Below are 12,971 nucleotides of genomic sequence, written 5' to 3'. Positions count from 1 at the left end.
AACGAGGTTGATTTGTCACAGTTCCATCAAGCCGTAAAGAGAATTATCGAGCGAGTTCAGCAATCGGAAGGCAATCAAACACGTCTGGTCGAGCCCCTTAGCGAGAAACCCAATTTCTCATTTATTGATTGGCTTGATGCACAACCACTTTTCCCTAAGTTTTATTGGCAGTCCCGCGATACACGTGAAGAGGTCGTTGCACTAGGGCAATTGCACGCTTTTGTTGAGCCAGGTCCTGCTTATACCATTCTAGGTGAAGGGCAAAGAGTCTGGGGCGGGCGCTCTTTTGATGGACAGCATGAGAAGAATCGTCGCTGTATGCCTTCTTTTTTCTTTTTGCCTCAAATTGAGTTAATTCGTTTTGACCATCAGTGGTCTCTCGCAGTTAATATTTCAGAAGACAAATCGCGAACTCTAGCTGGGTTGAATAAACTGGTTTGTGAGGTCGCGGCCTTAGCTCCAATTTCGTCTCACATCCGCTCTATTGTTCATACGCCAAGTCAGCCTCAATGGAATGAGTTAGTTCATAAGGTTCTGACTGGTATAGAGAATGATGATTTTAAGAAAGTGGTTTTAGCGCGTCGATCTACCGTGCAGCTTGATAACACATTAAGTGCTGCACAGCTACTTAAAGCAAGTTACTTAAATAACCATCATAGCTTCCATTTCATGCTGAGCTTAGACAGTAAGCACAGTTTTATGGGGTCTACACCAGAACGTTTGTATTCTCGCGTAGGGCATGAGCTACATACCGAAGCGTTAGCAGGTACGATTGGTCGGGGAGACAATGCCACTCAAGATATGGAGTTGGCGAATTGGTTATCCCAAGACCAAAAGAACCTCAACGAAAACCAGTATGTGGTGGACGACATCATTGATCGTCTATCACCGCATTCTGAAATGGTTGAAGTGGAAGCTGAACCTAGTTTGGTCAGACTACGAAAAGTGCAGCACCTTAAGCGAAATATTCACGCTAGTCTAAGAGCGGGGATAAATGGTGTTCAGTTGTTATCGGCGCTTCAGCCAACAGCGGCGGTTGCTGGCTTACCCCGACAAGAGTCCATGCAGTTTATTCTTGATAATGAGCCCTTTGCACGCGGCTGGTACGCGGGGTCAATGGGTTATATAAGCCATGAACGAGCAGAGTTTTGTGTTGCAATCAGAAGCGCGCTTGTGCTCGGTGATCAAGTACAACTGTTTGCGGGCGCAGGGATTGTGCCTGGTTCTGTGGCAGAACATGAGTGGGCAGAACTTGATAAGAAAATGTCGACGTTACTTACGCTGATTTCTGATCATCCGCCATTGGGAGTCGCATCATGAGTCATGACCAAGCGGTGCTCAATCGAGTTTGGTCAGAAACCATATTGATTGAGCTTCAGCGATTTGGCGTTAAGCATGTTTGTATCGCTCCCGGATCTCGTTCTACTCCTTTAACTTTAGAAGCGGCAGAACAGTCCGACTTTTCCATTCATACTCATTTTGATGAGCGTGGACTGGGCTTTATGGCTCTTGGTTTAGCGAAAGCTACTCAGGAGCCAGTGGCAATTATCGTTACCTCTGGTACGGCAGTGGCGAACCTATTACCGTCGGTTGCCGAAGCCAAACTTACTGGTGAAAAACTGGTGCTGCTGACAGCAGATCGTCCAGTAGAACTTGTCGGCTGTGGTGCAAACCAAGCGATAAATCAATTGGGTATTTTTTCACATCATGTTTCGGCCAGTTTGAATTTACCAAGCCCAAATTTAGCAACGTCGCTTAACTGGTTGCTGACCTCTGTTGACGAAGTGATGTTTACTCAGCAATTGCAGGGTAGTGCTGTTCATATTAATTGTGCATTTCCAGAGCCTTTGTACTCCAATACAGAAAAGAGTACCTATCAGGATTACCTTGATACCGTTGCTGGCTGGCGAGATAGCAAGGTGACGTATTGCCAGCGCTTTAACCCGAAAACCAGCAGTGCAATTCCAAGCTGTGGGGATAACAAAGGTGTGGTGGTCATTGGTAGTTTGCCACTGGTTCAGGCTCAAGCTGCACGAGCGTTTGCAGAGCAAATGGGCTGGCCAGTCCTTGCTGATCCACAAAGTGGTGTCAGTTCGGATTGGGCGCATTTTGATTTATGGTTGCAGAATTCGAAATTGGCTAGCCTACTGGATGGCTGTGACTTAATCGTGCAGTTCGGTAGTCGAATCATTTCTAAACGTTTTAATCACTGGTTAGAAAAACACGTAGCACGTAATCAGCAAGGTGGTGACATTCAATATTGGTACGTATCGCCTCGATTAGAGCGAGATAACCAAAGTCACTTACCACAATGGCACTGGGCGGAGCAGCCAAGCTCATGGGTTGAACGTACGACGGAGTTTTCATCAGAACATGCTGGTTGGGCAAATGAACTTGCCGCGGACATCAAACAGGTCACGCAACACGCGAAAGGCTTGTTTGCTTCTGACCCTAAGAGTGAGCTGAGTGAGATTGCGTTAGCGATTGATGTGGCTGAGCGTGCTCAGGGTGTGGATCTGTTTGTTGGCAACAGTCTGTTTGTCCGATTGATCGACATGTTCGGCAAGCTTGATAACACAGAGGTTTTCACTAACCGTGGTGCGTCTGGCATTGATGGGCTGTTTGCCACAGCAAGCGGGGTACAACGCGCGCGCCAGAACCCGATGTTAATGTTTATTGGCGATACTTCTGCCTTATATGGGCTGAACTCATTGGCACTGTTTACGCACAACAAGTTGCCTTCGGTGTTGGTGATTACTAACAACGATGGTGGGGCGATTTTTGACTTACTGCCTGTACCGCAAGAGCATCGCGAGTCGTTCTATCAAATGCCTCATGGTTATGAATTTGAACATGCAGCGAAACAGTTTGGTTTACAGTATTGCAAACCGAACACGCTGGCTGAGTATCAATCTATAGTCTCTGAGCATTTTGCTAGCGGCGAAGGGGCGTTAGTGGTTGAAGTTCAAACGCCATCGAACCAAGCGGTAGAGCAACTAAAATCCTTCAACAAGAATTTGCATGCTCTATTCTAAACGCTTCCCAGCAACGGAAAAGCACCAAAGTATTACTTTGCCTACTCTGGTGTTTTTGCATGGTTTGCTTGGTAGCGGTGAAGATTGGCAATCGTGTATCAACGCGTTACCCGAGTATGAACGTGTTACGGTTGACCTCCCTGGTCATGGGCATAGCCAATCTATTTCTTGCAGCGATCTGAATGATTGCTGCAAACTTCTTGGTTCCACACTATCTTTATTATTTCCCTCACAACAACCACTTATTTTGATTGGTTACTCTATGGGCGGCCGCATTGCGATGCATGGTATTGCCCATCAATGTTTTCCAGATCTCAATATTGCGGGCGCGATTGTTGAAGGGGGAAACTTCGGGCTTCAAACTGAGTCAGAGAAACAGGTGAGATTAGAGAATGATGCTCGCTGGGCAATGCGTTTCAAAACTGAACCACTTGAACGTGTTTTGAACGATTGGTACCAACAAGCGGTGTTTTCTTCACTAAACCATGAGCAAAGACAAACATTCATTGCGAAGCGAAGTGATAATCTTGGCTCAGCGGTGGCGAGTATGTTGATGGCGACATCGTTAGCCAAACAGGCATATTTGTTGCCCTCACTGCAAAAGCAGAATATACCAGTGTATTACTTGTGTGGTGAGAAAGACCAAAAATTTAGCCAACTGGCACAACGTAGCGGGTTGGCGTATCGACAAGTTGAAGGCGCTGGTCATAACGTCCATCAAGAGCAGCCCAAACAGTTTGCGATACATACCAAGCAAATAATTCAGTCTCACTTTGGTGAGAGTAACGAGAACAATGGGAATCACCATGGCTAAAACAGTAGGCATTTCTGAAGAAGAACTTTACGCTCCGGTTCAATGGAAAGATTGCGGCGAGAAATACGAGGACATTCATTACCATAAGTCTGAAGATGGTATCGCGAAAATCACTATTGCACGTCCTCAAGTGCGTAACGCGTTTCGTCCTCAAACGGTAAAAGAGATGATTGATGCGTTGGCAGATGCGCGTTACGACTCTGGTGTTGGCGTGATCATTCTAACAGGTCTAGGTGAAGACGCATTCTGTTCTGGCGGCGACCAGAAGATCCGCGGCGACTACGGCGGCTACAAAGACGACCAAGGTACGCACCACCTAAACGTATTGGACTTCCAACGTGATATTCGTACTTGTCCAAAACCAGTGATCGCATCTGTAGCTGGTTGGGCTGTGGGCGGTGGTCATGTTCTGCACATGATGTGTGACCTAACGATTGCAGCTGACAACGCTCAATTTGGTCAAACAGGCCCTAAAGTGGGTTCATTTGATGGTGGTTGGGGGGCATCTTACATGGCTCGCATCGTAGGCCAAAAGAAAGCTCGCGAAATTTGGTTCCTATGTCGTTTCTACAATGCTCAAGAAGCGGTAGACATGGGCCTAGTAAACACAGTTGTACCACTGGCGGATCTAGAGAAAGAAACCGTTCGTTGGTGTCGTGAAGTACTACAGCACAGCCCAATGGCATTGCGCTGCCTGAAAGCTGCATTAAACGCAGATTGTGATGGTCAAGCGGGTCTGCAAGAGTTAGCGGGTAACGCAACGATGATGTTCTACATGACAGATGAAGGCCAAGAAGGTCGTAATGCCTTTAACGAGAAGCGTCGCCCAGACTTCGATAAATTCCCTCGCAACCCATAATCCGTCTAAATGAGGAGCGTGTTAGCTCCTCTGTTCCTTTTTTCCTGAGCGCCTCGCCCTCTGGGAGGCTGGTGGGATTGCTCGTCAGAACGCTCAAATATACGGCATTACATAGGACTTGAATTATGCGTGAAGCGAAAATTTATCGTTATAGCTTGCCCATGGATAGTGGTGTCATCCTACGTGACAACAAGCTAACCGAACGTGTTGGTTATGTTGTTGCGCTTTCCGAAGATGGTAAAACAGGGCTTGGAGAAGTCGCTCCTCTTCCTGGTTTTAGCTTAGAGAGCGCCGAAGATGCGGGTGTTCAGCTACAAGAACAGGCGGAGCGTTGGGTTGCAGAGTTGGATGTGGATTATGCCAATATGTACCCGTCGGTTGCGTTTGGTTTATCGATGGCACAGCTTGAATTAGCTGGTGGCTTACCACAACAAGGTAAATACCAAACAGCGCCACTATGCACTGGCGACCCAGATGAGCTCATTCCAAAGCTGAACGAAATGGAAGGTGAGAAAGTCGCTAAGGTGAAAGTTGGACTTTATGAGCCAATTCGCGATGGCATGCTTGTGAACCTTTTTCTTGAATCAATCCCTCAATTAACGCTTCGACTTGATGCAAACCGCGGTTGGACACCAGAAAAAGCGCAGCAGTTTGCTAAATACATTACTCCGTCTTTGCGTCAGCGCATTACCTTTTTGGAAGAGCCGTGCCGCTCTCCTGGCGATAGTCTCTCTTTTGCGATTAATACTGGTATTGCTATCGCTTGGGATGAAACATTGCAAGATGCGGTTCGTCGTGAAGATTTCCGTCTTGAAGATCTAACTGGTGTGAAAACGATCATCATCAAACCCACACTCATTGGTTCAGTGGATTTTTGTATTACACTGATAAAGAAAGCGAAGTCACTAGGGATGAAAGCAGTGATTAGCTCGAGCATTGAATCCAGTCTCGGTTTAACTCAATTAGCGCGCTTTGCCCAATGGCAGCTGCCTGATGAAGTTCCAGGTTTGGATACGATTGGCTTATTCAAAGCTCAGCTAGAGCAGGGCTGGCCTAAGTGTGAACTTCCCGTTCTTCCTCTAAAAGACCAGGAGATTGTGTGGCATTCTGCGTAGACAATATTGCGAAGGCACCATGGAAATATTGGGCTCAAACGAGCCCTTTTTCTATTGCACTCAAGACATCAACAGAAGTATTAAACTGGCAACAACTCTCGAAGCGTATTGACCAATACACTCACTATTTGAATGACTTGGGTGTAACTCGGGGGGATGTGCTGACTTTGGTTGGCAAGAACCAAGTAGAAACACTGTTGTTTTATCTTGCCTCCAAACAGTTGGGTGCGCTCGCTGCGCTGACCATGGAACAACCACTAGATAAGTTGCAGGGTAAGCTTGCTACACTTTACAGGCCTGATCAAACTCGGTTTATCTGGTTTTCTCAGGAGTGCGCTTCGACCTTTTCTGAACATGATATACAAAAACTCAAGGCAACATTGCTTTCACCGCCTGTAGTATCACAGCAAGAGAGTGATTCGTTGACTGAAGATAGCTATCATCATGACCGGCTCGCTTCAGTAGTATTTACTTCTGGCTCTACAGGGGAGCCTAAAGCTGTGGTTCATACACATCGACAGCATCTTGCGTCTGCAGAGGGCTTGTTGCAGGAGTTCATTTTCACTCAGCAAGATGCTTGGCTGTTATCGCTTCCGCTGTATCACGTCTCTGGATTAGCGATTGTCTATCGTTGGCTATATGTCGGAGCAACACTAAAAGTCGGTTCAGGGAAACTTGTTGATGATGTTCAGGGCGTATCACACGCTTCTTTGGTTGCGACTCAGCTCAAACGGTTATTGGATGATGATGCACATTTGTCATTGACACATGTGCTACTGGGCGGCAGCCACGTTGATCACGAGTTGGCACTACGAGCAACAGGGCAAGGCATTGAGACATGGTTAGGTTATGGGATGACGGAGGCGGCCTCTACCGTTACCGCAAAGAGAATTGACAGCACCAGTAATGCTGGACATGTATTGAAGCACCGTAAGATAAAATTAGTTGACCAACGCATTTTTGTTGGCGGTAAGACATTAGCGGCAGGGTATTTCCATCAAGGACATGTTACCCCATTTCTGGATGAGAAAGGCTGGTTTGACAGCAAAGATCTTGGCGAGTGGCAAGGTGATGAATTAAAGATAATCGGCCGTGCCGACAATCAGTTTATCTCTGGTGGTGAGAATATCCATTGTGAAGAGATTGAAGCCGCTTTGAACCAAATTGATGGTGTAGTGCAGAGTATAGTGGTTCCAGTCGAAGACGCGGAGTTTGGTCATAGACCAGTAGCTGTGATTCAGACCAATGGATTGCGCAGCAAGTCGGAGTATGACCAGCACTTGCAATCAAAGTTAGAGAAGTTTAAATGGCCAGTGGAATACCATGTAATGCCACAAACTCTACTAAAAGGCGGGATCAAAATTTCACGTAAGGCCGTGAAAGAGTGGCTGCTGTCATCACTTCAGCATTAGTCAATTTTGCTATGTATTAGTCATAAAGAGAATTTCGTATCCTTATAACTCTGAATCATAATTATGCTTCTTCGTGGAGAGAAAATGCATAAGGTTCAGGATGGCAAAGCTAGTTTTAATTGCGGCAGTAGCACTACAAATTGGCATCGCGATAAGTAGTGAAGGGCTAGCCCGCTCTCTTGCAGAGCTAACGGCATTTTTGATCGCTATTGCGTTGGTCGTTATATACAAAAATAGCAAACGGGAAATGCCGTCCCCTCAACGCGATAAGCAGACCACCAATATCTAAAACAGTAACCAACTTAGAGAAGTGGTCGAAATTAACACCCACAGAGTCATACCAAACAACAGTGGCTTAGCTCCAGCAGACTTTAGTTTTGAAATTGAAATGCTACAACCTATCAAGAACAGACATACAACCAACGCTTGCTTTGCTCCAATGAAAATGCCGTGATAGACCATTTCAAATTGAGGAAAGAAGTCGCTAAACGCGATAGCTGCACAGTACCAAAAAATGAAATAAGGGATAGCTAGTTTTTTCTTTCCATTCTCTTTTTGGCCTCTTGAAAAGATGACGGCACTGATCAAAGCAACAGGAATGATCCATAAAGCGCGCGCGAGTTTCAATGTTGTTGCCGTAGTTAGCGCTTCTTCCCCATAGGCCGAGGCAGCCCCGACAACAGAAGATGTGTCATGAATGGCAATCGCAGCCCATGTGCCAAATGTGTGTTGATCGAGCCCTAAAGCATGTCCAATCACAGGAAACACAAAGAGTGCAATGGAGTTCAGGACAAATACCGTTGCCAGTGCTAATCCAATCTGCTCGTCTTTCGCTTTAATCGCCGGTGCCACAGCAGCAATTGCGCTACCACCACAAATTGCAGTACCTGATGAGATTAAGTAAGCGGTTACTCGCTCCAATTTAAGTACCCTAGCAATGAGAGTGCCCATGATCAGTGTGCCTGTAATAGTGGCGATGATCAGGCCGATACCATCCGATGTGACTGCAAGTGCTTGCTCAAAGTTGATGCCAAAGCCTAAGCCAATAATCGAGTAAGACAGCAGCTTTTTAGTAAAAGAAGCGATGGGCAGCTCGGAAGGCACAAAACCAAAACTTGCGAGTAGAAAACCGATAACTAGAGCAATGGGAGAGGAGGCAAGAGGGGTTAGACAAAAAAGTAACGCCAATCCAAACAGGAGGTAGTTTCTATTCAAGGTTTTTATTCGCTGTTGTGAATGAAAGGGAGAGTATATCGCACTGGGTGTGGTCAGTTTGTCTTAATGATTTGAACACATGTTCAGTTATCCTAAACATGTGTTCAAGTGTATTTATCGCCAGTCGCCTCTAAGTTGATGCACTTTATCGAACATTGTTTTTGCCGTTGCTTCATTTGGTGGCACCGGTTGTCCTGCCTCTATTTCTAGCTTTGACCAAAATCGAGTCGGTAAGCCACAGCATGCGCGACCTTTTGCGCGGCTGAAATAGCTTCCCCATAAGCCTTTAAGTGCAACAGGTATGACGGGTACTGGGCTACGACGTAGAATGATATCAATACCTCGCATGAATTCATTCATTTCACCATCTGAAGTTAATCTTCCTTCAGGGAAAATACAGACGATATGACCTTCGCTTAGCGCAGCTTCCACATCGTTAAATGCACGTCTGATAGAGCTTCTGTTACTCGCTGAAATTGGAATTACCCCAGTTCGACGTAAAAAGCGCCTTAATGGAGGTAGGTTGGCGTAATCTTCCTCCATCACAAAACGAATCAACCTTGGGCATACGGCACTAAGTAGCAATGCATCCATGTAGCTTACATGATTACATACAATTAATGCCCCACCATGCTCGGGTAGGTTGTGTAGATTCTTATGCTTAACTCGATAGATGGTGTGCGTAAGCATCCACATGACAAAGCGAACTACAAAAATAGGAATTTGCAAAAAGATGTAAGCGGCAACTAAGAAATTTAAAATGGCTAACAATGCAAACAGCTGAGGAATTGTCATCTTGATTACACTTAGGCACACAATACCCAAGACAGCGCTGCCGACCATAAACAGAGAGTTAAAGATGTTGAGCCCTGCGATGACTTGAGCACGTTCGGTTTCCTTTGCTCGATGCTGCATTAATGCGTAAAGAGGCACGATAAACAAACCGCCCGAAGCGCCAATCATCAATAGGTAGAAAAATAATGGCCAAAAAGGCTCATATCTAAAGAAGTCTACAAAGTTATGGAAAGTAGGTAGATCATTGGGAATGGAAGTGGCCATTAGGTACCCAAATACCGTAATGCCAAAGGCACCAATTGGCACAATACCGACTTCGATACGATGGTTTGAGATCCAATTGCAAAGTAGCGACCCTAGCGCGATACCAATAGAAAATAGAGCGAGCAAGAAAGACACCGCACTCTCGGTGCCATTTAGGTAAATCTTAGTGAAATTCGGAAATTGTGTTAGATATGCGGCGCCTAAAAACCAAAACCAGCTTATTGCCATTATGCATTGAAAAACAACTCGATCGGATTTGGCGATAGAGAGCGTGTGTTTGGTTTGCTTGTATGGTTGCCAACGAAAAGAGAGATTGGGCGCGCTGGCTGCAGCAAAGGGGATTGAGCGGCTCGACAAGTAGCCTAACAATGCGAAGATCACGACACAAAATGCGGCGAGGTATTTTGCGTTGTCTGCAGAGGCTATAATCCCAGCGCCTAAGGTGCCAATAAGGATGGCGATAAAGGTACCAGCTTCAACAAGAGCGTTGCCGGGCACTAACTCTTTAGCATTTAACTTTTGAGGCAAAAGGGCATATTTAACTGGGCCAAAAAATGCTGACTGTGTGCCCATTAAAAACAGTAGCAATAAAAGCACACCATAACTTTCGGTTATGAATCCGATGGCACCTAACAGCATGATGGCTATTTCAAATAGTTTGACCTTACGAATAAACCATGACTTTTCATATTTGTCGGCTAATACGCCAGCGGAAGCAGAGAACAGAAAGAACGGTAGAATGAACAAGCCTGCCGCAAGGTTGATGAACAAATTGCTCGAAATAGGTAGTGCACTGGAGCCAGCGAATGCGACAAACAACAGCAAAACGTTTTTAAAAATATTGTCGTTGAAAGCGCCAAAAAACTGAGTAATGAAATAGGGCAGGAACTTTCTCTGCGTAAGTAAGGACGGCTGTCTGTCGGATGACATGGATAATCCTTTGTTACCAGTTCGTGAGGTAGTTAGAAAGAAGATTACTGATCAATTCTTTGCCATCAATCGGTTCACTAGAGAAAAACTTATCATCAACACTGAGTAAAGTAATGCCATGTACGCCAGACCAAAGGACTCGACTCGCTTGAATCACTTCGGATTCAGTACGATGTGGTGCGATTTGAGCCAATAGTGACTCTAGCATTCCCGTCATACCATCGATACGTTTGGCATGCCATTCCGGAAGTTCTGCTCCATTCATGTTGTGTTCGAACACTAACTGCCAACGGTATGGGTGTTTTTGAGCAAAATCGTGGTAGCAATAAGCGAGTTCAAAAAGCGCTTGATGGGAGTCTTTGCTGTCATTAGTCGCTTTGCGTGCTTCTTGAGATAACTCATCTAAAGTTTGAGCGACAACATGAAGCAACAACAAATTATAATTACCAAAAACATTTACCAATGTGCTTGGCACGTAACCAATCATGTTAGCGATTTTACGAAGACTGAGTTCGTGGTAAGAATTCTCATCTAAAAAGTTTTTGACCGTTGTTAACGTCAAATTCACTAACTCTTCTCGGGTGTGATCGTTTCTGCGCGCCATACTCTCAAACTACTTTATTGAACATCGTTCAATATGATAGTCAGCTACCTATTAACCGTCAACAAGGCAATGTGTCCAAGTGCCCTCAAGGTGTAGGATTCTGAGCTGTGTCACTGATTCTAATTCAAGTAAAACAATCTGGAGTATTAGTGAACTTATTCCATACTTTTTTTACATTGATCAAGCGCCTTCAGCTGAATTGCAAGCAGTGTGAGCAGTCTGCATTTTTGGCAATATTCTGATACATGTCAGCTTCTATAAGCTATTTTCATCAATCGGTATACAGAGTATGATGACTTAAAAATCATCTTTGGCGTGCTACTGTTTGAAACAACGATTGTTTCGTCTTGAAAATGGGGCACTATCTTAGATAGCTAACTTTAAGGATAACGATGAAACGTTTATTTTCTATTGTTGCTTTATTGATGTTTACTGTTGCTGTAACGCCTATCGCGGAAGCGAAGAAGTTTGGTGGCAGTAAGTCTTTCGGTAAGAGCTACAAAACTGCACCAGCACCGAAACAACAGCAACAAAACACCAATACGGTCGGCAAAGATCAGACGACAAAGTCTTCAAGTAAGAAAGGCCTTATGGGGGGGCTGCTAGGCGGACTTCTTGCTGGTGGTCTACTTGCTGCATTCTTTGGCGGTGCTTTTGAAGGTATCCAGTTTATGGATATCCTAATTATTGGTTTGATTGCCTTTGTCATCTTTAAACTAATGCGCGGTATGCTAGGTGCGAAGCAGGGCAGTATGAACCAGCATCGTCAACAGCCTGCATTTGGTGGCAACGCATCTAAGTTTGAGCAACCAAACATGCAAAACTTTGAGCAACAACCAAACACAAATAATGGTGGCTTTGGTGGTTTTGGCGCTCAAACAGACGTACCACATAACTACCCACCGGGTTTTGACCAAGCAGCGTTCATTAATGGTTCTCGTGAACACTATCGAATCCTGCAAGGTGCGTGGAATCACAACCAGCTAGAAACTATTGAAGAATATGTTTCTCCAAGCTTGTTTGAAGACCTAAAAGCAGAGCGCGCGAAGCTCGACGGTGAGCAGCATACTGACGTAATGTACGTTGATGCGGAGATCGTCCGTGCTGATTACGATGCAAATAAAGCACAGCTTAGTCTGCAGTTTAGCGGTCGTTACCGTGACACAGTAGAAGGTGTTGAAGAAGAAATCGAAGATATCTGGCACCTAGAGCGTGACTTGACTGCGCCTAATGCGCCATGGTTAATCGTTGGTATTCAAGGCTAGTCACCTTTAAACCAATTTAGTCACTAGTAAAAATCCCGCATCCCCTGCGGGATTTTTTGTATCTATCATTTATATTTCTTGTACGTGTTTTTATGCAAACATCACTAATTGAGTCCGTTTGGTAATTTTGCGAGCCCACTTTTTCTAGTAAGTCCTCAAGTGTTTTCCTATTTATATTGAACATTCATATTAAGGCCATACGAACTAACAAAATCAAAATAGCTAGTACATTGTTTGTAGGGTAAAGATCTGCTCCTCAGCCTTTTGTTTGTGGAGTTTCACATGGGGTTGGTTGCTTTAGTGAGATTGAGTATAGGTTATACCAATCGTAGTAAATAACTGGTCATTCTAGCTTGTTAAAATACTCGATAACTGCGTTGCAATTTTTGATTGTAGAATAACTACTTATCGAAAAATTGCGCCTTGTTCTCAAGCATTTTCCCTACGCTATTTCTGATCACTTATTTACCGTGATAGGTATTCAATCGAGAAGAGTTTCGGTTAGGAGTGAAAGGGTTCGTTGTAGTAGGACTATGCTATCAAGATCCTGAAACGAAAAAAGCCAGCTCAATGAGCTGGCTTCTTCAATATGGTGGAGGGGGACGGATTCGAACCATCGAAGGCAGTGCCGGCAGATTTACAGTCTGCTCCCTTTGGCCACTC

11 protein-coding genes are annotated in these 12,971 nt (G+C 45.0%); 8 read left to right on the top strand and 3 right to left on the bottom strand.

The genetic code is table 11. The features are described from left to right. The first annotated feature begins 12 nt into the window (after positions 1-12). The 7 genes from R7P80_RS16890 to R7P80_RS16860 all read left to right on the top strand — a co-directional run bounded on the left by R7P80_RS16890 (position 13) and on the right by R7P80_RS16860 (position 7,524). Entirely contained in the window at positions 13-1,320 is a 1,308-nt protein-coding gene (locus R7P80_RS16890; RefSeq protein WP_149191945.1) for an isochorismate synthase MenF, read from the top strand. Beyond that, a complete protein-coding gene (menD, locus tag R7P80_RS16885; RefSeq protein ID WP_017819992.1) occupies positions 1,317-3,035 on the top strand; it encodes a 2-succinyl-5-enolpyruvyl-6-hydroxy-3-cyclohexene-1-carboxylic-acid synthase in 1,719 nt (572 codons plus the stop codon). The genes R7P80_RS16890 and menD overlap by 4 nt, the downstream gene beginning before the upstream one ends. Continuing rightward, positions 3,022-3,849, top strand: a complete 828-nt coding sequence (menH, locus tag R7P80_RS16880) for a 2-succinyl-6-hydroxy-2,4-cyclohexadiene-1-carboxylate synthase (RefSeq protein ID WP_225491782.1) — start codon at positions 3,022-3,024, stop codon at positions 3,847-3,849. The genes menD and menH overlap by 14 nt, the downstream gene beginning before the upstream one ends. Beyond that, complete coding sequence (gene menB / locus R7P80_RS16875; RefSeq protein WP_005382318.1) at positions 3,842-4,708, top strand: 1,4-dihydroxy-2-naphthoyl-CoA synthase; 867 nt, start codon at positions 3,842-3,844, stop codon at positions 4,706-4,708. Before menH ends, menB begins: the two co-directional genes overlap by 8 nt. Before the next feature lie 125 nt (positions 4,709-4,833). Continuing rightward, a complete protein-coding gene (menC, locus tag R7P80_RS16870; RefSeq protein ID WP_149191942.1) occupies positions 4,834-5,823 on the top strand; it encodes an o-succinylbenzoate synthase in 990 nt (329 codons plus the stop codon). Further along, positions 5,808-7,235, top strand: a complete 1,428-nt coding sequence (menE, locus tag R7P80_RS16865) for an o-succinylbenzoate--CoA ligase (RefSeq protein WP_149191941.1) — start codon at positions 5,808-5,810, stop codon at positions 7,233-7,235. Before menC ends, menE begins: the two co-directional genes overlap by 16 nt. A gap of 100 nt (positions 7,236-7,335) precedes the next feature. Further along, a complete protein-coding gene (locus tag R7P80_RS16860) occupies positions 7,336-7,524 on the top strand; it encodes a hypothetical protein (protein WP_005382314.1) in 189 nt (62 codons plus the stop codon). Here the strand turns inward: R7P80_RS16860 and R7P80_RS16855 are convergent. From R7P80_RS16855 to R7P80_RS16845, 3 genes are all read right to left on the bottom strand, one after another. Further along, positions 7,521-8,450, bottom strand: coding sequence for a YeiH family protein (locus R7P80_RS16855; RefSeq protein WP_225491783.1), 930 nt, complete (start codon positions 8,448-8,450; stop codon positions 7,521-7,523). The genes R7P80_RS16860 and R7P80_RS16855 overlap by 4 nt on opposite strands. A gap of 114 nt (positions 8,451-8,564) precedes the next feature. Next, the gene (locus R7P80_RS16850) at positions 8,565-10,439 is read right to left on the bottom strand and encodes an MFS transporter (protein ID WP_005384269.1); all 1,875 of its coding nucleotides are present in this window, start codon (positions 10,437-10,439) and stop codon (positions 8,565-8,567) included. A 13-nt stretch (positions 10,440-10,452) separates the two neighbouring features. Further along, positions 10,453-11,043 (bottom strand): TetR/AcrR family transcriptional regulator, encoded by a 591-nt coding sequence (locus R7P80_RS16845; RefSeq protein ID WP_005382308.1) that lies wholly within the window; start codon positions 11,041-11,043, stop codon positions 10,453-10,455. A gap of 392 nt (positions 11,044-11,435) precedes the next feature. On the opposite strand from R7P80_RS16845, the gene R7P80_RS16840 reads away from it, so the two are divergent. Next, positions 11,436-12,308: a Tim44 domain-containing protein gene (locus tag R7P80_RS16840; RefSeq protein ID WP_005384268.1), complete on the top strand. Its 873-nt coding sequence runs from the start codon at positions 11,436-11,438 to the stop codon at positions 12,306-12,308. The last annotated feature ends 663 nt before the right edge of the window (positions 12,309-12,971 follow it).

It is taken from the genome of Vibrio sp. 2092, from assembly GCF_033339635.1.
Lineage (GTDB): Bacteria > Pseudomonadota > Gammaproteobacteria > Enterobacterales > Vibrionaceae > Vibrio > Vibrio alginolyticus.
This window is presented reverse-complemented; position numbering and strand designations above follow the sequence as displayed.